At 72.8% G+C, this 24,388-nt stretch carries 20 protein-coding genes; 7 read left to right on the forward strand and 13 right to left on the reverse strand.

Annotated features, from left to right (window positions below; genetic code table 11):
* Positions 1–262: 262 nt before the first annotated feature.
* Positions 263–949, reverse strand: coding sequence for a DUF4191 domain-containing protein (locus ACZ6N8_RS09350; RefSeq protein WP_364362497.1), 687 nt, complete (start codon positions 947–949; stop codon positions 263–265).
* Between the two features lie 206 nt (positions 950–1,155).
* Between ACZ6N8_RS09350 and ACZ6N8_RS09355 the strand changes: the two genes are divergently transcribed.
* Positions 1,156–1,323 carry a hypothetical protein gene (locus ACZ6N8_RS09355; RefSeq protein ID WP_466008810.1) on the forward strand — a complete coding sequence of 56 codons (168 nt, stop codon included), beginning with the start codon at positions 1,156–1,158 and terminating at the stop codon, positions 1,321–1,323.
* Positions 1,324–1,454: 131 nt separating this feature from the next.
* The gene (locus ACZ6N8_RS09360) at positions 1,455–4,334 is read left to right on the forward strand and encodes a helix-turn-helix transcriptional regulator (protein ID WP_466008812.1); all 2,880 of its coding nucleotides are present in this window, start codon (positions 1,455–1,457) and stop codon (positions 4,332–4,334) included.
* 74 nt (positions 4,335–4,408) lie between these two features.
* Here the strand turns inward: ACZ6N8_RS09360 and ACZ6N8_RS09365 are convergent, their stop codons facing one another.
* Positions 4,409–5,995, reverse strand: a complete 1,587-nt coding sequence (locus ACZ6N8_RS09365) for a hypothetical protein (protein ID WP_466008814.1) — start codon at positions 5,993–5,995, stop codon at positions 4,409–4,411.
* Positions 5,996–6,048: 53 nt separating this feature from the next.
* Complete coding sequence (gene lipA, locus ACZ6N8_RS09370; RefSeq protein ID WP_139583263.1) at positions 6,049–7,044, reverse strand: lipoyl synthase; 996 nt, start codon at positions 7,042–7,044, stop codon at positions 6,049–6,051.
* Between the two features lie 407 nt (positions 7,045–7,451).
* On the opposite strand from lipA, the gene aspS reads away from it, so the two are divergent.
* A complete protein-coding gene (gene aspS / locus ACZ6N8_RS09375; RefSeq protein WP_466008816.1) occupies positions 7,452–8,738 on the forward strand; it encodes an aspartate--tRNA(Asn) ligase in 1,287 nt (428 codons plus the stop codon).
* Between the two features lie 22 nt (positions 8,739–8,760).
* On the opposite strand, the gene lipB is transcribed toward aspS, so the two are convergent.
* Positions 8,761–9,402 (reverse strand): lipoyl(octanoyl) transferase LipB, encoded by a 642-nt coding sequence (lipB, locus tag ACZ6N8_RS09380; protein WP_364362503.1) that lies wholly within the window; start codon positions 9,400–9,402, stop codon positions 8,761–8,763.
* A 60-nt stretch (positions 9,403–9,462) separates the two neighbouring features.
* Complete coding sequence (locus tag ACZ6N8_RS09385) at positions 9,463–11,289, reverse strand: DUF6311 domain-containing protein (RefSeq protein ID WP_466008818.1); 1,827 nt, start codon at positions 11,287–11,289, stop codon at positions 9,463–9,465.
* A 211-nt stretch (positions 11,290–11,500) separates the two neighbouring features.
* Here ACZ6N8_RS09385 and ACZ6N8_RS09390 point away from each other — a divergent pair, with 211 nt between their 5' ends.
* Complete coding sequence (locus ACZ6N8_RS09390) at positions 11,501–12,742, forward strand: extracellular catalytic domain type 1 short-chain-length polyhydroxyalkanoate depolymerase (protein WP_466008820.1); 1,242 nt, start codon at positions 11,501–11,503, stop codon at positions 12,740–12,742.
* An 82-nt stretch (positions 12,743–12,824) separates the two neighbouring features.
* Here ACZ6N8_RS09390 and ACZ6N8_RS09395 read toward each other — a convergent pair whose 3' ends face one another.
* Together ACZ6N8_RS09395 and ACZ6N8_RS09400 are read right to left on the reverse strand one after the other, a co-directional pair.
* Positions 12,825–13,724: a TIGR01777 family oxidoreductase gene (locus ACZ6N8_RS09395; protein ID WP_466008822.1), complete on the reverse strand. Its 900-nt coding sequence runs from the start codon at positions 13,722–13,724 to the stop codon at positions 12,825–12,827.
* A gap of 48 nt (positions 13,725–13,772) precedes the next feature.
* A complete protein-coding gene (locus ACZ6N8_RS09400; protein ID WP_466008823.1) occupies positions 13,773–14,762 on the reverse strand; it encodes an aldo/keto reductase in 990 nt (329 codons plus the stop codon).
* A 56-nt stretch (positions 14,763–14,818) separates the two neighbouring features.
* Here ACZ6N8_RS09400 and ACZ6N8_RS09405 point away from each other — a divergent pair, with 56 nt between their 5' ends.
* On the forward strand, positions 14,819–15,184 hold the full coding sequence (locus ACZ6N8_RS09405; RefSeq protein ID WP_139584199.1) for a MerR family transcriptional regulator: 366 nt from the start codon (positions 14,819–14,821) through the stop codon (positions 15,182–15,184).
* 3 nt (positions 15,185–15,187) lie between these two features.
* Here ACZ6N8_RS09405 and ACZ6N8_RS09410 read toward each other — a convergent pair whose 3' ends face one another.
* The 3 genes from ACZ6N8_RS09410 to ACZ6N8_RS09420 form a co-directional block, all read right to left on the reverse strand.
* Complete coding sequence (locus ACZ6N8_RS09410) at positions 15,188–15,721, reverse strand: hemerythrin domain-containing protein (RefSeq protein ID WP_466009162.1); 534 nt, start codon at positions 15,719–15,721, stop codon at positions 15,188–15,190.
* Positions 15,722–15,782: 61 nt separating this feature from the next.
* Positions 15,783–17,120 carry a low temperature requirement protein A gene (locus ACZ6N8_RS09415; protein WP_466008825.1) on the reverse strand — a complete coding sequence of 446 codons (1,338 nt, stop codon included), beginning with the start codon at positions 17,118–17,120 and terminating at the stop codon, positions 15,783–15,785.
* Positions 17,121–17,166: 46 nt separating this feature from the next.
* Entirely contained in the window at positions 17,167–17,736 is a 570-nt protein-coding gene (locus ACZ6N8_RS09420; RefSeq protein WP_364362511.1) for a TetR/AcrR family transcriptional regulator, read from the reverse strand.
* A gap of 147 nt (positions 17,737–17,883) precedes the next feature.
* Here ACZ6N8_RS09420 and ACZ6N8_RS09425 point away from each other — a divergent pair, with 147 nt between their 5' ends.
* On the forward strand, positions 17,884–18,819 hold the full coding sequence (locus ACZ6N8_RS09425; protein ID WP_466008827.1) for an SDR family NAD(P)-dependent oxidoreductase: 936 nt from the start codon (positions 17,884–17,886) through the stop codon (positions 18,817–18,819).
* Between the two features lie 67 nt (positions 18,820–18,886).
* Here the strand turns inward: ACZ6N8_RS09425 and sucB are convergent, their stop codons facing one another.
* Positions 18,887–20,725: a 2-oxoglutarate dehydrogenase, E2 component, dihydrolipoamide succinyltransferase gene (gene sucB / locus ACZ6N8_RS09430; RefSeq protein WP_466008829.1), complete on the reverse strand. Its 1,839-nt coding sequence runs from the start codon at positions 20,723–20,725 to the stop codon at positions 18,887–18,889.
* A gap of 66 nt (positions 20,726–20,791) precedes the next feature.
* Positions 20,792–22,183, reverse strand: coding sequence for a dihydrolipoyl dehydrogenase (gene lpdA / locus ACZ6N8_RS09435; protein WP_466008831.1), 1,392 nt, complete (start codon positions 22,181–22,183; stop codon positions 20,792–20,794).
* 178 nt (positions 22,184–22,361) lie between these two features.
* On the opposite strand from lpdA, the gene ACZ6N8_RS09440 reads away from it, so the two are divergent.
* Positions 22,362–22,691 carry a hypothetical protein gene (locus tag ACZ6N8_RS09440; protein WP_357991777.1) on the forward strand — a complete coding sequence of 110 codons (330 nt, stop codon included), beginning with the start codon at positions 22,362–22,364 and terminating at the stop codon, positions 22,689–22,691.
* 45 nt (positions 22,692–22,736) lie between these two features.
* On the opposite strand, the gene ACZ6N8_RS09445 is transcribed toward ACZ6N8_RS09440, so the two are convergent.
* The gene (locus ACZ6N8_RS09445) at positions 22,737–24,311 is read right to left on the reverse strand and encodes a leucyl aminopeptidase (protein ID WP_364362515.1); all 1,575 of its coding nucleotides are present in this window, start codon (positions 24,309–24,311) and stop codon (positions 22,737–22,739) included.
* Positions 24,312–24,388: the final 77 nt, after the last annotated feature.

Genomic DNA, 24,388 nt, shown 5'->3' on the forward strand with positions numbered 1-24,388 from the left:
GGGCGCGGGGCGTGAGGCGCGAAGGGCGCGGGGCGTGAGGCGCGAAGGGCGCGGGGCGTGAGGCGCGAAGGGCGCGGGGCGTGAGGCGCGAAGGGCGCGGGGCGTGAGGCGCGAAGGGCGTGAGGCGCGAAGGGCGCGAGGCGTGAGGCGCGAGGGCGCGAAGCAAGAGGGGCGCGAGGGCAGCGGGACCGTCCGCGTTCGACGCCACGACGAGAAGAGCCGGACCCGCACGGGTCCGGCTCTTTCGCGTACACCTGGGGGGTCAGCGGCCCCGCGACTGGCGGAACGCGCCAGGCGGCCGCATGTTCTTCGGGATCGCGCCCTTGGGCATCTGCGGGCGGGCGGTGAGGGCCTTGAGCCGCTTGTCCAGCGAGTTGACGTCCTTGCCGGAGAGGGCCCGGGGCAGGCGCAGCAGCGTCGTGCGCAGCTTGCGGATGGGCAGCTCGCCCTCGTCCTGGCCGATCACGTAGTCGTGCAGGGGCGCCGAGCCGATCACCTTGGACAGCCGCCGCTTCTCCTGCCCGAGCAGCCCCCGCACCCGCTGCGGGTTGCCCTCGGCGAGCAGGATCACGCCCGGCCGGCCGATCACCAGGTGGACCATGTCCATCTGGGTGGTGGAGCTGACCGCCGGGGTCACCCGCCAGTCGCCGCGCATGTTCTCCATGATCTGCGCCGCCGCGCCGGGTTGCCCCTCGGCGGCGTTCATCATCGCCCGGTTGGACCGCAGGTTGAGCACGATCAGCACCGCGAGCAGGATGAACAGGATGCCGATCGGCAGCCAGATCCAGCTCCAGAGGATGACCGCGACCACGGTGAGGGCGAGCGGGATGAGCACCGCGGCGGCGACCAGCGGCGCGAACCACCGGTCCTGCTTGGCGGTGAACTGGAACACCATCCCGATCTGCTTCAGCCGCTGGCCGAACGAGACCTTCTCCTGGGGCTTTGCCATGCCGCAGAGTCTAGTGGTCGCCGTCCGCCCCGTTGATCCGCGTCCGGGTGCCGGGCGACTGAGTACCTTACGTCGCCTCAGCCGCCCGGACAGGGCGGGTAAGGAGGGCGGAGCCGGGGAAGATGAGGCGCTGTGCCCATGCCCGGGTGGGGCCTTCGCGCGGAGAGTCATCGGCAGAAGATGACAACGCCACGAAGGAGCCCGACATGTTCGGCAACGACGCGGAATTCCTGCTCTCCCTGCACCGTACGCACGCCGCCGAGCTGCGCGCCGAGGCGGCCGCGGACCGGCTCGCCCGCGCGGTGTCGCAGCGGCGGGGCCGTACCTGGCTGGGTCGCCGCCAGCCGGCCCGCCGCACCGACGCCCGCCGGTGACCGCGCCCGCCCCGGCCGCCCCGGACACGGCTCCCGCCGTGCCGAACGGTCCGTCACAGGTCGCCCCGCCGCCCGGCCACCCGCCGAGCGGCGGGGCCGTTGATGGCGGCCGTTCTGGCATGCTCGTTCCCGTGACCGTACGCGCCGCCAGCTCCGTCCTCGTCGGCCGCCAGCGCGAGTTGGCGGCGCTGCGCGACGCGCTGGCCCGGGTACGCGCGGGTGAGCCGAGCACCGTGCTGGTCGGCGGCGAGGCGGGCGTGGGCAAGACCCGGCTGTTGGAGGAGTTCGCCGGCGGGGCCACCGGCGGCGGGGCGCGGGTGCTGGTCGGCCAGTGCCTGGAGCTGGGCGAGGCGGGTCTGCCGTTCGCCCCGTTCGCCGCCGCCCTGCGGACGGTGCTGCGCGTCGACGGCCCGGAGGTCTTCGCCGGGTACGAGGCTGAGTTCGCCCGGCTGCTGCCGGAGCTGGGCCGGGTGACGGCCGAGCGTGCCGCGCCGAACGCCACGTCGCTCGGCGACGCCCCGCGCGGCTACCTGTTCGACCTGGTCGCCGAGCTGTTCCAGCGGCTCGCCGACGCCCGGCCGCTGGTGCTGCTGATCGAGGACCTGCACTGGGCGGACCGCTCCACCCGCGACCTGATCGGCTTCCTGGTCCGGGCGGCCCGGCCGGGGCGGCTGCTGCTGGTCTGCACCTACCGGACCGACGAGTTGCAGCGTGGCCACCCGTTGCGGCCGTTCCTCGCCGAACTGGACCGCGTCCGGGGCGTGCAGCGGATCGACCTGGGCCGGCTGGACCGCGACGGCACCGGCGCGATCCTCGCCGACCTGCTCGGCGCCGAGCCGCTCGCCCGCGCCGTCGACGACGTCCACGAACGCACCCAGGGCAACCCGTTCTTCATCGAGGAGCTGGCGGTGGCCGGCGACCCGGTCGGCTGCGCGGCGCTGCCCGAGACACTGCGGGACCTGCTGCTCGCGCGGGTGGACCGGCTGCCCGAACCGGCCCAGCGGGTGCTGCGGATCGCCGCGGCCGGCGGCACCCGGTTCGCCCACGACCTGCTCGCCGAGGTCGCCGGGCTGCCCGAGACCGAGCTGGAGGACGCGCTGCGCGCCGCCGTCGCCGCCCAGCTGGTGGTGGCGAACCCCGACGGCGACTACGAGTTCCGGCACGCCCTGGTCCGCGAGGCCGTACACGACGAGTTGCTGCCCGGCGAGCACGCCCGGCTGCACGCCCGGTTCGCGGCAGCCATCGAGGCCCAGCCGCAGCTGGTCGCCGCCGGCCGCGCGCCGGCCGAGATCGCCCACCACTGGTACGCCGCGCACGACCACCCGCGTGCCCTGGTCGCCGCGTTGGCCGCGGCGGGCGCGGCCGCCGACAGGTACGCGTACGCCGAGCAACGCCGGCTGCTGGAACGGGCGCTGGAGTTGTGGGAGCTGGTGCCCGACGCCGCCGACCTGCTCGGCATGGACCACCTGGCGCTGCTGGAGCAGACGGTGGACGCCGCGGTCATCGCGGGCGACTTCAGCCGAGCGATCACGCTGACCCGGGCCGGACTGGCCGAGGTGGACGCCGACGCCGCGCCGCTGCGCGCCGCCCGACTGCTGGACCAGCGGGGCCGGATGCTGGCCCTGCTCGGCAAGAGCGACGGCAGGCGCGAGCTCGACGAGGCGTACCGGCTGGCGGCCGGTGGGCCGGAGGGCGTCGAGCGGGTTCGGCTGCTCGCTGACATCGCCACCCACCTGGTCAAGATCGATCCTGAGCAGGCGGCCCGGGTGGCCGCGGAGGCCGCCACGGACGCCGAGGCGCTCGGCGCGGAACCGGCGCTGCTGGCGACCCGGATCGCCCTGCTCTGCCACGGTGAACGGGACCTGGAGCAGGGGCTCACCGAGCTGACCCGCGCCGAGGTGGCCGCCCGTGCGTCAGGTGACGCGCCGACACTGGTGCTCGCCAAGGTGTTCCAGTCGGACATGCTCTGCGAGCTGGGCCGCTACGGCGAGTCCGCAGAGGCGGCCGAGGCCGGGGTGGCCGAGGCCCGCCGGGTGGGGATCAGCCGCTCCACCGGGGCGTACCTGCTGTCCAACCGGGCCGAGGCGCTTATCGCGTTGGGCAGGTGGGACGAGGCCGAGGCGGTGTGCGCGGAGGCCGCCCGGATCGACCTGTCCGGCGTCACCGGGCTGCACTGGCTCCAGTTGGGCGCCGGGCTGCGGCTGGCCCGGGCGCACCCGGCGGCCGACGAGCTGGTCGACCGGGCGCTGGCGTTCCTCGGCCGGGCCTACCTGTGGCCGAACCACCGGCTGCCGCTGCACGAGCTGGCGATCGAGTCGGCGCTCGCCACCGACGACAAGATCGAGGCGGTCCGGGCGGCCCGCGTCGCGGTGGCCGACGAGCGGCTGCCGCAACTGCCCCGCGAGGGCTGGCCGGTGCTCAGCGCCGTCGCCCGTACCGCCGCCCGGGTGGGTGACCGGGAACTGGCAGGCGCCGTCGCCGCGCTCGCCGCCGACCTGCCCGCCCGGCATCCGGCGGCACGGGCGCACGCCGCCCAGGTCACCGCCCTGCTGGCGGCCGGCGACCAGGTGCTGCCGGCCTGGCGGACGGCGGTGCGGGCGTGGCGGGCCGACGGGCAGCCGTACCCGCTCGGTCGAGCGTTGCTCGCCCTCGCCGAGGCGGCCGCCGGGGCGGGGGAGCGGGACGAGGCGGCGGTGGCCGTCACCGAGGCCGCGGACATCGCCCGGCGGCTGGACGCCGCGCCGCTGGCCGAAGCGGCAGCGACACTGGCACGGCGGGTCGGCCTGCGCGGAACCGGTCAGGGCGCTGCCCTGCTGACCGCCCGGGAGCGGGAGGTGCTGCGGCTGGTCGCCGAGGGGCACAGCAACAGCCGGATCGCCGAACGGCTGTTCATCTCCCCGAAGACGGCGAGCGTGCACGTCTCGCGGATCATCGCGAAACTCGACGTCACCAACCGGACCGAGGCCGCCGCCCTGGCCCACCGCCTCGGCCTGCTCGCCGAGCCGCACTGACGCTGGGCCGCACACGCTGGGCCGCACACGCTGGGCCGCGCTGACACCGGGTCGCGCGCTGACCCCCGGCGGGGTCAGCGCGGCAGGTAGATCCGCCAGCCGTCGACGGTGACCAGCTCCAGGCTGCCCGCTGCGGTGCCGAGCCGCTGGTCGAGCCGGGCCGCCAACGGGGATCCGGTGGGAGCGACAAAGGCCGGGGCCGGCGCGGCGTCCACCTCCCGCCGGTACGCGGGGTAGCGGTCGAAGCCCTGGCGCAGCGTGTCGTCGACGACCGCGCAGACGATCCGTTCGTCGCTGGCGAAGGTGAGCCGGTTGCAGGTCCAGTAACCGGCGCGTACGTGCCGTACGCCGAGGTCGCCCAGGGTGGCCACCAGCTCGTCGTGTCGGGCCTCGGCAGCCCGGCTCGCCGGTGCGGTCCGCGCCTCCTGCCAGGTGGCGTACGTGGCGGTGCCCAGCGTGGCGGCGAGCAGGACGACCGCGACCGGTCGGGCGATCCTCGGGCCGTCGCGTAGCGCCGTCCACACCGGCCAGAGCAGCGCCGGCAGGGAGAGGAGCAGGCAGGACAGGTAGCGGGAACTCTCCACAGGGGTCCGCCCGGCGGCGCTGCTCACCGTGTACGCGACAAGGGTGGCCACCGCGGCCAGCACCAGCGCCAACCGGATCGCCCCCGCCACCCGGGGTTCGGCGCCGGTCCGGCGGCGCATCGTCCACCAGACCGTCGCGGCGGCGACGACCAGCAGCACCGGCAGGGCGTACGACCACCACAGTTGCCAGGTGGCGCACCGACCCGGAGCGCAGAAGCCCATGCCCAGCGACGGTCCCAGCAGCAGGCCGCCGTGCAGCCGGTCCGCCCAGCCGGCGGAGGCGTCCGCACCGCCGGCGGCGAGGACCGCGTGCACCGGGTTCCGCCCGGTCGACAGGCTGTGCAGCAGCAGCGGGGCCGCCCCCAGCACGGCAGCCGCCCCGAGCAGCGCCCCGGCCGCGCCGCGCAGCTCCCGGTGGCAGAACCCGACAAGCACCGCCCCGGTCGCCACGACGTACGGCAGCACGAGCGGATCCACCCAGAGCATCAGACCGGCCAGGAACCCCCACGCCGCCCAGCGGGCCGGCCGCCACCCGGGCCGGCCGGCGGCCAGGTCCACGGCGAGTACGGCGAGCGCCGCCCCTGCCGCGTTCATCTCGGGATAGCCGCCCCCGGCGATCAGCTGGTTCTTGACCACCCGGTCGGACCCGAGCGCGAGCAGCACCACCACCAGCAGCCCGAACCAGCGGTCCCCGGTCAGCCGCAGCGTCAACCGCCACGTCAACAACAGGAACAGCACGTACAGCGCGAGCGTGGGAAGCCGCAGGCCGAACAGCGACGGGCCGCCGGCCAGCGCGAACACCGGCGCGGCCAGGTACGCCTCCAGCGTGCCCATGTACTGCTGGCCGTAGAACCAGACAGGGAAACCCTCGCCCCGGGAGATGTGCAGCGCGGCCAGCCCCATGGTGGCCTCGTCGCTGTTCGTCGGCGGCGCGGCGTTGACCAGCAACCAGAGTCGGTAACCCACCCCGGCGAGCACGGCCAACGCGGTGAGCCAGCCGACCAGCTTTGAGCGCGTACCCGGCCGCGGGCGCGGGGAGTCCGCGCCGCGCGGCTGTTCGCGTACGCCGGCGGTCATCGCACGATCATGGCACTCGGACGCCGCACGGCCCGTGCGGCGCTGCCGGCGGGTCAGCCGGCGGTGGTGACGGCCGCCCCGGCGCGGGCGTCGAGCGCCTGCCGGTAGAGCCGGCCCGCCCGGTACGACGAGCGCACCAGCGGCCCGCTCATCACCCCGGCGAAGCCGATCTCCTCGGCCTCCTCGCGCAGCTCCACGAACTCCTCCGGCTTGACCCAGCGGGTCACCGGGTGGTGCCGGGGCGACGGGCGCAGGTACTGCGTGATGGTGATCAGCTCGCAGCCGGCCTCGTGCAGGTCGCGCAGCGCCTGCGACACCTCGGCCCGCTCCTCGCCCATGCCCAGGATCAGGTTGCTCTTGGTGACCAGGCCGTCGGCGCGGGCCTGCCGGATGACGTCCAGCGAGCGGTCGTAGCGGAACGCGGGCCGGATGCGCTTGAAGATGCGCGGCACGGTCTCCACGTTGTGCGCCAGCACCTCCGGGCGGGAGCCGAAGACCTCGGCCAACTGCTCGGGGACGGCGTTGAAGTCGGGGATCAGCAGCTCGACGCCACAGCCGGGCTGCAGGGCGTGGATCTGCCGGACGGTCTCGGCGTACAGCCACGCGCCGCCGTCGGGCAGGTCGTCGCGGGCGACACCGGTGATGGTGGCGTACCGCAGGCCCATCGAGACCACCGACTCGGCGACCCGGCGCGGCTCGTCGGCGTCGAACTCGGCGGGCTTGCCGGTGTCGATCTGGCAGAAGTCGCAGCGCCTGGTGCACTGGTCGCCACCGATGAGGAAGGTGGCCTCACGGTCTTCCCAGCACTCGTAGATGTTGGGGCAGCCGGCCTCCTGGCAGACGGTGTGCAGCCCCTCGCGCGAGACGAGCCCGCGCAGCTGGGTGTACTCCGGCCCCATCTTGGCCTTGACCTTGATCCATGGAGGTTTGCGCTCGATCGGCGTCTCGGCGTTGCGCGCCTCGATGCGCAGCAGCCGGCGCCCCTCGGGGGCGGCTGTTGCGGTACGCGCTGCCTGGCCGGTCGTCGGCGCGGAGTGCTCGATCGTCACGAAAACGAGCCTACGCCGGACGGCCGTCGTCTATGTGCGTCAGGCGACCGGCGTCACGCCGTGAGCCTTGTGACGCCGGACACCGCGCTGCCGAAAATTCGCGTCACACGCGCCGGCTCCGGTGCTACGGTCACCGGCAACAGCGACGACGGAGCCGAGTAGCGCCCGGACCCGCCAGTGCAGAGAGCCGCCGGTGCTGAGAGGCGGTCTGGCACCGGCGCGCGAAGACCCTCCCGAGCTGCGGGTAGAACGGCGGAGACGCCCAGTAGAGCCCGCCCGGCTGGCCCCGGTCATCAGGCGACCAACGAGGCTCCCGCTACGGCGGGGGCGAAGGTGTGGTGGCACCGCGAGGTTCCCGCTCGCCCACACCTCCCTGGGTCGCGTTGCGATGATCAAGGAGGTCCACCGTGCAACGCATCCTTTCCGACCACCTGCCCACCCACGTCGGCGACACCGTACGGATCGCCGGTTGGGTGCATCGCCGCCGCCTGCTCAAGTCGGTGGCGTTCCTCATCGTGCGGGACGCCGCAGGCCTCGCCCAGGTGGTCGTCACCGACCCGGCCGTCCGCGCCGACCTGGAGAAACTTCCCGAGGAGACGGTCGTCGAGGTCACCGCCACGGTGACCGTGAACGACACGGCGCCCGCCGGGGTCGAGCTGACCGACCCGACGGTACGACCACTCGGCCCACCCGCCGTGCCGCCACCGTTCGACCTGTACCGGCCGGTGCTGACCGCGAGCCTGCCCACCCAGCTCGACAACGCGCCCACCGCGCTGCGCCACCCGACCCGCTCGGCCGCACTGCGCGTCTCGGCGGCGGCGGTGGCCGGATTCCGGGCCACCCTCGACGCCCTGGACTTCGTGGAGGTGCACACCCCGAAGGTGGTCAGCTCCAGTACGGAGAGCGGGGCGAACGTGTTCGCGCTGGACTGGTTCGGCAGGCCCGCGTACCTGGCCCAGTCACCGCAGTTCTACAAGCAACTGATGGTCGGCGTCTTCGAACGTGTCTACGAGGTCGGGCCGGTCTTCCGGGCCGAGCCGCACGACACCGTCCGGCACCTCGCGCAGTACACGTCGCTCGACGCGGAACTGGGTTTCGTAGCCGACCACCGGGACGTGATGCGGGTGCTGCGCGACGCAGTGGCCGGGATGCTCGGCGCGGTGGGTGAGCGGGCCGGCGCGGCCCTGGCGACGCTCGGCGTCACGCCGCCGCGGGTGCCGGCGCAGATCCCGGCTGTGCACTTCACCGAGGCGTTGACGATCGCCGGCGCGCCCGCCGACGAGCCGGACCTGGCGCCCGCCCACGAACGGGCGCTCGGCGAGTGGGCCCTGCGCGAACACGGGTCCGACTTCCTCTTCGTCACCGGCTACCCGATGGCGAAGCGCCCCTTCTACACCCACCCCGACCCGGCGCGGCCGGCGTACTCGAACGGTTTCGACCTGCTCTTTCGCGGCGTCGAGCTGGTCACCGGCGGGCAGCGGCTGCACCGGCACGCCGACTACCTGGCGGCGTTGGCCGCGCGAGGCGAGCCGGTCGAGCCGGTCGCCGCGTATGTGGAGGCGTTCCGGCACGGCATGCCGCCGCACGGGGGTTTCGCCATCGGCCTGGAACGGTTCGTGGCCCGCCTGGTCGGCGCGGCGAATGTCCGCGAGGTCACCGCGTTCCCGCGCGACCTGCACCGGCTGACGCCGTAGCAGCGAGCCGCCGGCTGTGCGCTCAGACCTCGGTCAGTGTGGACAGCCGGCGCTCGACCACCGGGAGCACGTCGGCGACCGTGATCGGGCGGCCCAGCTCGGCGGTGAGCGAGGTGACTCCCGCGTCGCGGATGCCGCACGGCACGATCCGGTCGAACTGCGTCAGGTCGCAGTCGCAGTTGATGGAGAAGCCGTGCAGGGTGACGCCCCGGGCGACCCGGATGCCGATGGCTGCCACCTTGCGGGCCGGCCCCCTGTCGTCCTCGGGCACCCAGACGCCGCTGCGGCCCTCGACCCGGCCGGCGGTCAGCCCGAACTCGGCGCACACGTCGATGAGCAGCTCTTCGGTGCGGCGTACGTAGGCGACCACGTCCACCGGGTCGGGCAGCCGCAGGATCGGGTAGCCGACGAGCTGACCCGGCCCGTGCCAGGTGATCTTGCCGCCGCGGTCCACGTCGACGACCGGAGTGCCGTCCATCGGCCGGTCCCACGGCTCGGTGCGCTTGCCCGCGGTGTAGACGCTCGGGTGCTCCAGCAGCAGCACGGTGTCGCCGCGCTCGCCGGCCACCACCGACTCGTGCAGGCGTCGCTGCTCGTCCCAGGCCGCCTGGTAGTCCAGCAGGCCGGCACGAACGGCCGTCAGGCCGGGGGTCGTCGTCGTCACGGCGTCAAGCCTAGTCCCGCTGGAAGCGGTCATCCCTGGTGAGCCGCCTCACCGGACCGGTCAGGCCGGCGGGATGCGCCAGAGCCAGACGTCGTCGACGCGCTGCGGTTCGCCGAACAGGGCGGTGGCCGTACGCCGGACGGCGTCCTCGTCGACTCCGAACTTCGCGCCGTGCACCTCGTCGGCGAGCACCACCGTCTCGATGCGCCAGTGCCGCAGGTCCGACTCGACCTCCCGCCGGGTGCCGTCGGTGACGATCGGCACCAGCCCGGTGCGGCCGGCCTGGTCCATGAGCGCGCTCAGGGTGCGTGGCACCGGGCCGATCCGGCCGCGCCCGTCGGGGCCGCCGGGGCCGAGGAAGAACCCGCCCGGGATGGCGAACTCGCCCTGCCGGTGCGACAGCGCGTACGCCTGCCAGCGCTGACCGTCCGGGTAGATGTCCACGGTCAGCGGCACCGGCGTGAGCACGCCGTCCGGCGACACGTACTGCCGCCAGGTGCCGGACGTGATGAACTGCGGGATGGGCTCCCGCTCGTGGGTCAACAGCGGGGTGGGCAGCAGCGGCAGCAGGGCCACCGCGAACCCGAGCGCCCAGGCCAGCTCCGTGGAGCGGTGCCGTGGCGGCGCGGCGCGCAACTGGTCGACCGTGTACGCCAGCAGCACCCCGATCACCGGTGCGACCACCAGGGCCAGCCGGGCGGGCAGCGCGGCGTTCACCACCGGCAGCTGCCCGAGCACGTCGAACGGCATCGGCAGGTCGGTCCGCCGCCCGTCGATCTTCGCGACCGGCCCGAAGGAGAGCACGGTGAAGACCAGCGCGAGGATGCCCAGCGCCCAGAGGGTGGCGCGCCGGCCGGGGTCGGCGCGTCGCCACAGCACCACGAAGCAGACCACGGTGAGGACGAGCAGCCCGATGCCGAAGAAGGAGTTCTCCTCGGTCGGGTTGGGTGCCAGCGAGGTGCCCAGGCCGACCTCGCCGGCCAGCGAGCGGCGCGGGTAGGCGGCGAACGCCGCGATGTCCTCGGAGTGGATCACCGGGTCGAAGCCGGTGCCGTGGAACCGCTGCGGCCCGGCGAAGTGCAGCCACAGCGGGTACGACAGCAGCACCCCGGCCACCACTGCCGTGACCGCGAGCCCGCGCAGGAAATCGGGCAGGACGGCACGGGCCTCGGCCCGACGGGCGGGGTGCAGCGACCAGACGGCGACGAAGATGCCGAGCGCGAGCGCGGTGAAGAAGAGGCCCTCGGCGGCGATCGAGAAGGCCACCGCCACCAGCAGGCCGAGGATCACCCCGTCGCGGAGCCAGTGCCCGGGGCGGCGCAGCGCGAACAGCCGCCAGATCAGCAGCGGCACCAGCCAGCCGGCCGTCCAGTTCAGGTGGGCGTTGGCGTGCGACACCATGCCGGGGGAGTAGGCGATGAACAGGCCGCCCACCCCGGCCGCCAGTCGGCTGCGGACCAGGTGCCGCGAGAGCAGCCAGTACCAGGCCAGCGCCGTGGCGAACAGGTTCAGGGTGAGGATCACCAGGAACGTCGCGGGTGCCCCGATCAGGTACGTGAGCGGGGCGAAGACCACCGCGTACACCGTGATCGAGGTGTTGACCGCGAGGTTGACGCCGTCCGGGACGTTGATCAGGTACGTGAAGAGCGGGTTCTCCCCGTGGGTGACCGCGTGCCCGCCGAAGGCCAGCAGCCACTCGAACAGCGCCTGGTCGCTGGAGTTGACGGTGATGGTGCGCACGTTCGGGTTCCGCCACAGGCCGCTGGTCACCCAGACGGCGAGCGCGAGCGCCACCAGCACGACGATCAGGTCGGCCCGGCGGTCCCGGACGGCACGCGGCGGTGACGCGGGTGCGGGCCCGGTGGCCAGCGACGGGGAGGACGGCACGCAGCGGACGTTACCAACCGGACCTGGACGGGCCGGTCAGACCTGCAAGGAGGGGACCCCTGTTGTTAGTGAGGGAACATTCGGGTCCCTCGTACACACCGGCAGTCGTGAATGTGTGCGCGTGCGCCATGTCATGCCTACGACACATGGACGTAACGTCGCGGCAATTCGACAGTGACCCAGTTCACAGTCCGCCCCTCAGGAGGCCGCCGTGCGCCGCTCCTCGTCCACCCTCCACCGCCTGATCGGCGCGGTCGCCGGGCTCGTCCTCGCCGCGGCGGGCGCGATCACCCTCGCCACCCCCGCCCAGGCCGCCACCCTCACCCAGGTCACCGGCTTCGGCTCCAACCCGGGCAACCTCGCCATGTACGCCTACCGGCCGGACAACCTGCCAGCCAACTCCCCGGCAGTGGTGCTGCTGCACGGCTGCACCCAGAACGCCTCCGGCTACTTCGCCAACTCCGGCTGGCAGAAGTACGCCGACCAGTGGAAGTTCGCCCTGATCGTCGCCCAGCAACCCTCCGGCAACAACGCCAACTCCTGCTTCAACTTCTTCGAGGCGGGGGACACCACGCGGGGTCAGGGCGAGGCGCTGTCGATCAAGCAGATGGTCGACCACGCCAAGACGAACTTCGGCGTGAACGGCTCCCGGGTCTACGTCAGCGGCCTCTCCGCGGGCGGGGCGATGAGCGCGGTCATGCTCGCCACCTACCCGGACGTCTTCGCCGCCGGATCGATCATCGCGGGCATCCCGTACCGCTGCGCCACCAGCACTGTCAACGCGTTCAGCTGCATGAACCCGGGCGCGGACAAGACCCCTGCCGCCTGGGGCGACCTGGTCCGTGGCGCGTACTCCGGCTACACCGGCCCGCGGCCCCGGGTGGCCATCTGGCACGGCACCTCGGACACCACAGTCACCCCGCTCAACGGCACCGAGTCCCGGGACCAGTGGACCAACGTGCGGGGGATCTCGCAGACCCCGACCAGCACCTCGTCGCTGCCCGGCAACACGAGCCTGGAGGTGTACGGCAACGACGAGGTACGCCTGTACCGGGTCTCCGGAATGGGACACGGCACCCCTGTCGATCCGGGTTCCGCGGCCGAGCAGTGCGGCACCGCCGGCGCGTACTTCCTGGACACCATCTGCTCGACGTACCGGGACGCGCTCTTCTTCGGCCTGAACGGCGGCGGCACCACCCCGACGCCCACCCCCACGGTCACGGCGACCCCGACGCCCACCCCCACGGCCACGCCCACGCCGACCCCCACCCCGAGCACGCCGGCGACCTGCGTGACGGCGAGCAACTACGCCCACGTCACCGCCGGGAGGGCGTACCAGTCCGGTGGCTACGCCTACGCGAACGGCTCCAACCAGCGGATGGGCCTCTACAACACCTTCTACACGAGCGCCCTCAAGCAGACCGCCCCCAACTACTGGGTGATCGGCTGCTGACCCCACCCCTCCCGCCTGCTGATCGAGAGGTCTGCGTCGAGTCCGGCTTCCGGCCGACGCAGGCCTCTCGACAGATGCCCGGTCAGGGGTTCAGGGCCGCGTGCAGCGCGCCGCGCAGATCGGGGTGCTGGTACGGGAAGGCGGCTCGGGTGAGGACGCCGGGAAGGACGCGGGTGCTGGTGAGGGCCTCGTGGGAGAAGCCGCCGAGGGCCACCTTGAGCGCCAGGGCGGGGATCGGGATGATCGCCGGCCGGTGCAGTTGGCGGGCCAGCTCGCGGGTGAACTCGGCGTTGGTCACCGGGTTCGGGCCGACCACGTTGACCGGGCCGGCGATGTCGGCGCGGGTCAGCAGGAAGAGCGTCGCGTCCAGCCAGTCGTCCATCGAGATCCACGGCAGCCACTGCCGACCGCTGCCCAACCGGCCGGCGATCCCCAGCCTGAACGGCAGCAACTGCGGCTTGAGCAGCCCTCCGTCGCGGTGCAGCGGCAGGCCGGTCCGCAGCCGCACCACCCGTACCCCGGCGTCCTCGGCCGGTCGGGTCGCGGCCTCCCAGACCCGGCAGACGTCGGCCAGGAAACCCTCGCCGGCAGGCGCGTCCTCCTCGACCACCCGGTCGCCGGTGTTGCCGTACCAGCCGACGGCCGAGGAGTTGAGCAGCACCGCGGGACGGTCGGCGGCGGGCAGTCCGGCCACTGTGGTCGCCAGTGTGGTGGTGCTGTCCACCCGGCTGGTGCGGATCAACCGCCGGTAGTCGTCGTTCCAGCGCTTGTCACCGACACCCGCGCCGGCCAGGTTGACCACCGCGTCCGCCCCGGCGACCGCGGCCGGGTCGAGCTGCCCGGCGGCCGGGTTCCACTGCCGCTCCTGCGGCCCGCCTGGCGCCCGCCGGACGAGCCGGGTGACCTGGTGCCCGTCCACGGCGAGCCGGTCGGCCAGCCGGGTGCCGAGAAAGCCGGACGCGCCGGCCAGAAGGATCCGCATACCCCCATCTTCGTCCAGAACGCCGCCGACGGACGCACCTGGCGCGGGTCAGGCCCCGCGCAGGTCGGCCAGGAGGCGCTCCACCTCGGCGTACGCGTCGGGGCTCAGCGGGCCCCGCGCCAGCGTCGCCAGGTTCTCGTCGGCCTGGGCCACGGTGCGCAGGCCGGGAATCGGCACCGTACGGGGGCTGCGGGCCAGCAGCCAGCCGAGCGCGCCCTGGGCGAGGGTCCGCCCGTCGGCGGTGAGCGCCGCGCGTACCTCGTCGACCCGTGCCGCCCAGCGTGGGGTCGGCTTTCCGTCGGTGAACCAGTGCAGCCACTCGGGTGCGCGCCCACGGACGTCGTCCGCGCCGAGCGCCCGGGTCGAGCCGGTGAGCAGCCCCATCGCCAGCGGCCCACGGTTGAGGCTGGCCAGGTCGTACATGTCGCAGACGGCAAGCACCGCCGCGTTGTCGCTGAGCACCGACTCGTCGTGCTGGATGGCGACGCAGCGCGCCCCGGCCGCCGCGAACGCCTCGGCCGAGGCCGGGTTGTCGGTGCTCCAGCCGTACGCCCGGATCTTGCCCTGGTCGACCAGGTCCTCCAGGGTGCCGACCAGCTCGAGCGCGGCGGGCACCGGCAGGTCGTTGATGTGCAGCTGGTAGAGGTCGACGTGGTCGGTGCCGAGGCGGCGCAGCGAGTCCTCCAGGCTGCGGACCGCGAAGGCGGGGCTGGCGTCGGTGCCCAGCGCCCGTCGGGTCGCCTCGTCGCTGACGTTTCCGAACTTGGTGGCGATCACCGCGCTGTCGCGCCGGCCGGCGAGTGCCCGGCCGAGGATCCGTTCGCTGTGCCCGGCGCCGTAGTTGCTGGCGGTGTCGAACAGGGTCACCCCGAGGTCGAGGGCCCGGTGGATGGTGCGGATCGACTCGTCGTCGTCCACCTCGCCCCAGCCGAACGGCTGCCCGTCGTCACCCCAGAGCGGGCCACCGATCGCCCAGCAGCCCATCCCGATCGCGCTCACCTCGATGCCGCTGCGTCCCAGCGTCCGTGTCATGGTCATGCGGCCCAGCCTTCAACCTGGAGTGCACTCCAGGTCAAGGGCTACCATCGGTGGCCATGACCGGTTACGCCCCCGCGGAGGCCGCTCGGCGCAGCGGCTTCAGTCTGGACACCCTGCGGTACTACGAGAAGATCGGTCTGCTCGCCGACGTGGAACGCACGGCGGGCGGGCAGCGGGTCTTCACCGACGACGATCTCGGGTGGCTGGTGCTGTTCCGCTGCCTGCGGGACACCGGGATGCCGATCGCCCAGATGCGCCGCTACGCGCAGCTGGCCCGCGAGGGCGAGCACACCGTGGACGAGCGCCGGGAGCTGCTACGCCGGCATGCCGAGCAGGTGGAGGAGCAGATGCGGCTGCTCCAGCGCCAGTACGACCACCTGCGGGAGAAGATCCGCTTCTACGAGCGCCTGCCGGGCCGGTGACCGTCAGTCGGCCGGCCGGGGTGGCGCGGTCAGGCCGAGCAGTTCCTCGGCCGTCCCGGGCTGGTCGCTGAGGGCGTTCAGGGCGGTCACGAGCCGCTTCTCCTCGTACCGGAAGTGGGACTCCAGCAGCGCGGCCAACCCGTCCAACTCGGCGCGCACCTGGGCCGCCGGCAGGGACGTGTCGGTGCCCAGCAGCGCCTCGACCCGGTGCAGGATCCCCGCCACCACCTCGTGGTCGGTGATCAGGTTAGCGATGACCGGGCGTAGCTCGGGGACCTGGTCGGCCAGCAGCCGGAACGCGACGTCGTCCTCGCCCGTGTGGTGCCGGCCGAGTGCGGCGCAGAAGCTCAGGCAGTGTGCCCGCAGGTCCCGTGACCTGCCGGCGCCGTCGGGGTCGTCGAGGCTCTCCCGCAGGCGGGCCAACTCCGCGCCGAGCCAGAGGTGGATCTCGATCATCTGGTTGCCGACGGCGGCGAGCCGGTCGGCGGGTGAACTCTTCGGGTGCACGTTCGTCCCATGCTGTCCCCGCGCCTCCATGCCCACGGCGGCCTTCGTGCCGGGTGCACCGCGACGCTGTGCCGGAGCCTACCCGGACGGCTCACGGCGTGGTGGGCTCGTCCGGCTCCGGGAGGTCGTGCCAGCGGGCCCGCCAGGCGGCCTCGTGGGCCTCGTGGCTGATCCGCTCGTGGAAGACGGCGGCACGCAGCGCGTGCCGGGACTTCGACATGACCAGCACCTCCACCGCCACGAGCGCCACGCAGATCACCGTCGCCAGGGTGAGCGCGCCGAGCGCGGGCAGGTGTTGACCGATCGGCAGGGCCGCGGTCAGCACCACGATGACGCCCACCCGGGTCCAGGAGAGGGTGTGCAGGGTCCGGAGCTGGAACAGGATGTTGACGGCGTAGTAGCAGATCAGCCCGCCGAAGAGCATCAGTACGGCCGGCCCCTCGACCTTCTCGGCGATTCCACCGGCCGGATCGGTGATCTTGTGCAGGACCTCCTCGTTGCCGATGGAGAAGAGGATGATCCCGGCGATCAACGGCAGGTAGAGGTACGCGTACGCGTCGCGGGCCATCGCCACCCGGGGAGCGCCCTCGGCCGCGTGCAGGGCGATCCGGGCGGCCGGGCCGATGAAGTCGAAGTGCGCCCACCAGAGGGCTGCGGTGACCACGATGCTGAGCGTGGCGGCCGTCACCGCCGGCCAGGTCGCCGGCTTGCCGAGCAGGTTGCCGCCCACGCCCGTGGAGATGACGGACTCGCCCAGCGCGATGATCAGGATGAGGTCATAGCGTTCGGTCCAGTGCTCGGCGCTTGTCACCCCCCAGCCCCAGGTGCCGACGATGAAGCCGGTGGCGAACTGGACCACCACCACGGCGATCCACAGGCCGTCCCGGATCATCGCCGCCTGGTTCGGGTCGGCGATCTGCGACGGGATCAGCGCGGCGGCCAGCAGCAGGACGATGCTCGCCGCCAGCTCGGGGGCGAACCGGCGCAGTTGCCGGCGCTCCTGCGGGCTGTCCCGCACGACATGCTGGTAGAGGACCCAGTGGATGCCGCGGACCACCACGTAGCTGACGGCCACCAGCATCGGGCCGGCGGCGCTGCCCTTGGGGTCGCTGAACGCCTGCGGCAGCGCCAGCGCGAACGCGAACAGGGCGGCCATCGCCACCACCATCAGCACCGGGACGTAACCCTCGCCGAGCCGTACCCGGGTGGCGACCAGGCTGTGCACCACCCAGCACCACCAGAGCACGGCCAGCACCAGGGCCGCGTGCAGCAACTGTCGGCCGGAGACGTTCGCGGCGGTGGCCCTGGTGATGATGAAGAACGAGAAGACGAACACCAGGTCGAAGAAGACCTCGAACTTGTCCACCCGCGCGCCGGGGGCGATCGGGACGGCCGGGCCCAGTTGCCCACCCCGCCGGTAGCCGCCCATTGTCCCACTCTGGCAGCGTCCGGCCTGGCCGGAGGCCGGAACGGGCTCAGTCCGTCCGGCGGTGTCGCAGGCCGTCCATGAGCAGGTCGAGCAGCCGGTCGGCCTGGTCGCGTTCGCCTGTGGCGAGGCTGATCCCGCTCACGCCGGCCAGCACGTCGGCGACGTCGACGTCGGCCCGGACGGCGCCGGCCGTGACGCTGGCGTCGAGGAGCCTGCCGAGTGCCTCCAGCAGTCGGTCGCGGCTGTGGGCGTACGGGTTGGCGCCGGAGGCGATCACCAGGCGCAGGGCGTCGGCCATGCCGCGCTTGGTGGCCAGGTAGTCGACGAACAGGGACATCCAGGCGCGCAGCGCCTGATCGGGGGGCGACCGGTCGAGCAGGTCCGGTGCGGCGTCGCAGAGCTTGCCCAGCTCGTTGCGGTAGGCCGCCTCGACCAGGGCCTCTCGGGTGGGGAAGTGGCGGTACAGGGTGCCGATGCCCACACCGGCCTGCCGGGCGATGGCGTCGAGCGTTACCTCCGGGCCGGGGTGGGAAAACGCCTGGACCGCGGCTTCCAGCAGCCGCTCGCGGTTGCGCAGCGCGTCCGCCCGCAGGGGGCGGGGGCTGGTCTCCGGCACGTCTCCTCCTTGGCTGTGCGGGCCGACGGTTTCCCCGTCGGGTGGTAACCGGAGGAAACTCCGGTTAGTCTCGGCCATAGCGGAGGATCCTCCGCTTCCATCGTACGGCGGGCCGACCGGCCCGCCCTCCCCGAACAAGGATGGATCATGACGACGAGCAACCCGATCACCACCCCGTTCGCCCATCACTCCACGGCCATGGACGTGATCAAGGGCGTGGACCTCGTTGGGCGGCGGGCGGTCGTCACCGGCGGATCGTCAGGCATCGGCGTGGAGACCGCCCGTGCCCTCGCCAGCGCCGGCGCCGAGGTCACACTTGCCGTGCGCAACCCCGACGCCGGCCAGAAGGCCGCCGACGACATCACCGCCACCACCGGCAACGAGCGCATCCTGGTGGCCCCGCTCGACCTCGCCGACCAGGGCTCGGTCGCCGACTTCGTGGCCAACTGGGACGGCCCGCTGCACATCCTGGTCAACAACGCCGGGATCATGGCCGCGCCGCTGAGCCGCACCCCGCAGGGCTGGGAGATGCAGTTCGCCACCAACCACCTCGGGCACTTCGCGCTCGCCACCGGGCTGCGCCCGGCGCTCGCCGCGGCCGGCGGAGCCCGCATCGTGTCGGTCAGCTCCGCCGCCCACCTGCGCTCCCCGGTGGTCTTCGAGGACATCCAGTACGACCGCCGGGAGTACGACCCCTGGCAGGCGTACGGGCAGTCGAAGACGGCGAACGTGCTGTTCGCCGTGGAGGCGACCCGTCGCTGGGCCGACGACGGCATCTTCACCAACTCGTTGATGCCCGGCGCGATCCGGACCAACCTCCAGCGGTACGTCAGCGACGAGGAGCTGACCCGGATGCGCGCCGGCAACGCGGCCGCCTGGAAGACAGTCGAGCAGGGGGCCGCCACCTCGGTGCTGGTAGCCGCGTCGCCGCTGCTGGACGGTGTCGGCGGGCGCTACTTCGAGGACTGCCACCAGGCCGCCCCGGCCCAGCCAGGCGGGCGTACGGGGGTCGCCGAGTACGCGCTGGACCCGCAGGCCGCCGAACAACTCTGGGAGGTCTCCGAGACCCTGCTCAAGGGCTGAGTTCCCCGCGGACGAAAAGGGCGCCCCGGTCGACGACCGGGGCGCCCTTTCGGCGTTGACGCGGGGATCAGGCCAGGCCCAGCTCCGACTCGAAGTTGCCGGCCTCCAGCCGCTCCTTGACCGAGGTCAGGAAGCGGGCCGCGTCGGCGCCGTCGATCAGGCGGTGGTCGTAGGACATGGCCAGGTAGACCATCGACCGGACCGCGATGACCTCGCCCAACTCCGGGTCGTTCACCACGACCGGACGCTTCACCACGGCACCCGTACCGAGCATCGCCGACTGTGGCGACGGCACGATCGGAGTGTCGAACAGAGCGCCCCGGCTGCCCGTGTTGGTGAGCGTGAAGGTCGCCCCGGCCATCTCGTCCGGGGTGATCTTGTTGGCCCGGGTGCGCTCGGCCAGGTCGGCGATCCGCTTGGCGATGCCGCCCATGTTGAGGTCACCGGCGTTGTGGATGACCGGCACGAGCAGGCCGCGCTCGGTGTCCACGGCGATGCCGAGGTGCTCGGCGGCCGGGTAGGTGATCGTGCCGCCCTCCAGGTCCATGCTGGCCTGGATGATCGGGTGGGTCTGGAGCGCCTCGATGGCGGCGAGGGCGAAGAACGGCAGGAAGGACAGCTTCACGCCGTGCTTGGCCTGGAACGAGTCCTTGGCCTTCACCCGCAGCTTGGCGACCTTGGTGACGTCCACCTCGACGACAGTGGTCAGCTGCGCCGTCTCGTGCAGCGACTGCTGCATCCGCTTGGCGATGGTCGCGCGGATCCTCGGCAGCTTCTCCGTGGTGCCCCGCTTGGCGCTGGGCTGCGGCTTGGCGGCCGGCTTCGGCGCGGCGGCCGACGGCGCGGCGGTCGGCTCAGCAGCCGGAGCCGGCGCGGCCTGGGCGGTCTTCGCCTTCTCGGCCGCGTCGAGGACGTCCTGCTTGCGGATCCGGCCACCCACACCGGTGCCGTTGAGCGTGGACAGGTCGACGCCGTGCTCGCCGGCCAGCTTGCGCACCAGCGGGGTCACATAGCCTGCCGCCTCCTCGCCGTCACCCTGGGCCGGGGCGGACGGGCGCTGCGGCGCCGCGGTCGGTGCGGACGGCTGCGCCGCCTGCTCGGCCTTCGCCGGCTCCGCCGACGTCTCGGCCTCCGCGGACGGCTCGTTGTACGACATGCCCGGGGTCGGCTCCTCGACCTTCGGCTCCGGCTTCGGCTCGGCCTTCGGGGCCGGGGTTGCCTCCGGCTTCGGCTCGGGCTTCGGCTCGGACTTCGCCGGGGCCGCGCCCGCGACGCCGATGATGGCCAGGTCGGCGCCGACCGCGGCGGTCTCGTCCTCGGCCACCTTGATCTCCAGCACGGTGCCGGCGACCGGCGACGGGATCTCGGTGTCCACCTTGTCGGTGGAGACCTCCAGCAGCGGCTCGTCCACCTCGATGGTCTCGCCGACCTGCTTGAGCCAGCGCGTCACCGTACCCTCGGTGACGCTCTCACCCAGGGCGGGCATCTTCACCGGGGTGCCCTCGCCGGCCGGCGCGGCGGCCGGAGCCGGCGTCTCGGCCGGCGCCTCGTCCTGGGCCACCTGGTCGGCGGTGCCCTCGGCGGCGGCGGTCGGCTCGGCGGCCGGCTCGACCTCCTCGGCCGGGGCCTGCTCCTGCGGGGCGGCCTCGCCACCGCCGGTCGACTCGCCCTCACCGGAGATGACAGCCAGCTCGCTGCCGACCTCGGCGGTCTCGTCCTCACCGACAACGATCCGGCTCAGCACGCCGGCAGCGGGGGACGGGATCTCGGTGTCGACCTTGTCGGTCGAGACCTCGAGCAGGGGCTCGTCGACCTCGACCGTGTCGCCCTCCTGCTTGAGCCAGCGCGTGACGGTGCCCTCGGTGACGCTCTCGCCGAGCCGGGGCATGGTGACCGATACCGGCATGTTCTCCAGACTCCTTCATTCCCCTAGGGGATCTTCGCCCGTCGCCGGACGCCGCGGTTTGGGTGATCAGGCGTGCGCGTGCAGCGGCTTGCCGGCGAGGGCCAGGTGCGCCTCGCCCAGGGCCTCGTTCTGGGTCGGGTGGGCGTGCACGAGCTGGGCGACCTCGGCCGGGTAGGCCTCCCAGTTGTAGATGAGCTGCGCCTCACCGATCAGCTCACCCACCCGGGCGCCGACCATGTGCACGCCGACCACCGGGCCGTCCTCCACCCGGACCAGCTTCACGAAGCCGGTGGTCTTGAGGATCTGGCTCTTGCCGTTGCCGCCGAGCGGGTAGTTGTACGACGAGACCTTGTCGGCGCCGTACTGCTCCTTGGCCTTGGCCTCGGTCAGCCCCACCGACGCCAGCTCCGGGTCGCAGTAGGTGACGCGCGGGATGCCTACCTCGTCGATCACGGCCGGGGTCTGACCGGCGATCTCCTCGGCGACGAAGATGCCCTGCTGGAAGCCCCGGTGCGCGAGCTGCAGGCCCGGCACGATGTCGCCGACCGCGTAGACGTTCGGCACGCTGGTACGCAGCCGCTCGTCGGTCAGCACGTAGCCGCGGTCCATCTTGACGCCCTGCTCCTCGTACCCGAGGTTGGCGGTGTTCGGGCCGCGACCCACGGCGACCAGCAGCAGCTCGGCCTCGACGGTCTCGCCACCGGAGATCGTCAGCTTGACGCCGTTCTCGGTCTTCTCGACCTTCTCGAACGGCTTGCCGACCTTGAAGTTGATCTTCCGCTTGCGGAACGCCCGCTCCAACGCCTTCGACGACTCCTCGTCCTCGGCGGCGACCAGCCGGGGCAGCGCCTCGACGATCGTCACGTCCGCGCCGAAGGACTTCCACACGCTTGCGAACTCGACGCCGATCACGCCACCGCCGAGCACGATCACCGACGAGGGGATCCGGTCCAGGGTCAGCGCGTGGTCGCTCGTGATGATCCGCTCACCGTCGACCTCCAGGCCGGGCAGGCTCTTCGCGTACGAGCCGGAGGCCAGCACGATGTTACGGCCGGTGTACCGCCTGCCGTCCACCTCGACCACGTTCTTGCCGACCAGCTTGCCGGCGCCGGCCACGAAGGTGATGTTCTTCGAACCGCCCACCAGGCCCTGCAGACCCTTGTACAGGCGGGAAATCACACCGTCCTTGTACGAGTTGACCCCGGCCATGTCGACGCCGACCAGCTCGGCCTTCACGCCGAACTGCTCCGACTCGCGGGTCTGGTCGGCGACCTCGGCCGCGTGCAGCAGCGCCTTGGTCGGGATGCAGCCGTTGTGCAGGCAGGTCCCGCCGAGCTTGCCCTTCTCGATCAGCGCGACCTTCAGGTCCAGTTGGGCGGCGCGCAGCGCCGCCGCGTAGCCGCCGCTGCCACCTCCGAGGATGACGATGTCGAAGGTTGCTTCGTTCGGCTCGCTCACGTCCAACTCCCAGGTCGCGTCGCTGCATCGGGGGTCACTACGGGGTAACACGGACACACCCCACCTCGGTCATCTTGTCACCACCGGGCACAGGGTGCGTACCGAGGTGCCCAACGACACGTCATCGACACGTACCCTTGGCACCGTTGTCGATGACGCAGCATGGGGGAGAGGTTCGGTGGGGTTGTTCCGACGCCGCAAGCAGGCGCGTGTGCCGAGCCACGACCGCGCGGCCGACCGAGGCGATCTGGCCCATCTGGAGAACTTCATCCGGAGTCGCCGCGGCGTCGAGGCGTTCATCGAGCCACGGACGACCGTGACGGAGACCACCGTCATCCTGATCGCCGACGACGGCGAGTGGACCCGCCGGCGGATCGACGGCCCCGACGGCGCCAGGCGCTTCGCGTACCGGATGGGCATCCCGGTGTACGACGTCCGGCTGATGGGCTACCCGCAGCGGATGCGCGACTTCAACGAGCGTCGCAAGCGCCGCCCCGAGCTGTACTGAGCAAGGGGCCCCCGGCATCGACCGGGAGCCCCTCGCTCAGTTCCGTCAGCCGTTCGCGGCGACGTCCTCGACGAGCTGCACCAGGGTGCGGACCGGAACGCCGGTGCCACCCTTGGTCCAGTAGCCCACCGGCTCGCCCGAGTGGTAGCCCGGACCGGCGATGTCGATGTGCGCCCAGGCCACGTCGTCGGTCACGAACTCGCGCAGGAACACGCCGCCCTGCAACATGTGACCGGCCCGGTCCATCCCGGCGTTGACCTGCGAGATGTCCGCCACGTCCGAGTCCATGCCCTTGCGTACGTCGTCGGGCAGCGGCATCGGCCACGCCGGCTCGCCGACGGCGTCGCCGATCACCCGGACCCGCTCGCACAGCTCCGGGGTGCCCATCACGCCGGCCATCCGCTTGCCCAGCGAGATCACCTGACCGCCGGTAAGCGTGGAGGTCTCGAACAGGTAGTCGGTGCCGTCGGCGCAGGCGCGGGCCATGGCGTCACCCAGGACCATCCGGCCCTCGGCGTCGGTGTTGAGCACCTCCACCTTCTTGCCGTTGAACATGCTGATCACGTCACCCGGCCGGTAGCTGGTGCCCGACGGCATGTTCTCCGCCATCGGCAGGTACCCGCTGACCGCCACCGACGGCTTGAGCGCCGCGATCGCCAGCATGGCCGCGCCCACCGCGGCGGCGCCCGCCATGTCGGACTTCATCTCCCACATGCCCTGCGCCGGCTTGATCGAGATGCCGCCGGTGTCGAAGGTGATGCCCTTGCCGACGAGCGCGACCCGCTTGCCGTTGCCGCCGCCCTGCGGGGTGTAGGTGAGCTTCACCAGCCGGGGTGGCGCCTCCGAGCCCTGCCCGACGGCGATGATGCCGCCGTACCCGCCGGCGGCCAGCGCCGCCTCGTCGAGCACCTCGACCTCGAGGCCCGCCTCGCGCGCCGCGCCGGCCACGGCGTCGGCGAACGACGGCGGACGCAGCTCGTTCGGCGCGGTGTTCACCCAGTCCCGGCTGAGCCGGACCGCGCCGGCCACCGCCTGCGCTCGGGTGATCTCCGCCTGGGCGCCCTCGTCGGCGGCGTCCGGCACCGCGATGACCACCTCGGCCACCGGCTCCCGCCGGGCCGGCTGCGGCCGGGTCTTGTAGCCGGCGAACCGGTACCCGCCCAGCAGCGCGCCCTCGGCTACCGCGCGCAGCGCGGCCGGGGCGTCCGCGTCGTCGGGCAGCGGCATGGCCAGCGCCACCTTCGGCGCGCCCGCCAGGGCCCGGACGGCCGAGCCGGCGGCACGACGCAGCGTCTCCGGCGCCGGGGCGGCGCCGGACGGCTCCGGGCCGAGCCCGACGGCGACGACGAGTGGGGCGGTGACCGTGCCCAACGTGGCCAGCTTGATCACCTCGCCGGGGCCACCTGTCGCGCCGAGCAGCGCCAGCGTCTCGGTCAGCTTGCCGTCGAACGCGGCGGCGATGCTCTCCGCGCCGCTGGCGAGCAGGAGGGTGCCGGCGAGGCCGCTGGTGGCGCCCTGCTCTCCGGTCTGGCTGTGCACGCCGATCACGATCGCGTCGACGGCGAGCTCCGCGGGGTCGGTGTCGACCAGGCTCAGGGTGGTAGTGCGGGGCGATGTCACTGAAGCTACTCCGGGCGGGCCGGGCCGGTCGCGGCGTCGCGTACCGGCGGTGAAGGTCTCCGGCGGAACCTACCCGC

Source organism: Micromonospora sp. NPDC047521 (assembly GCF_055587305.1).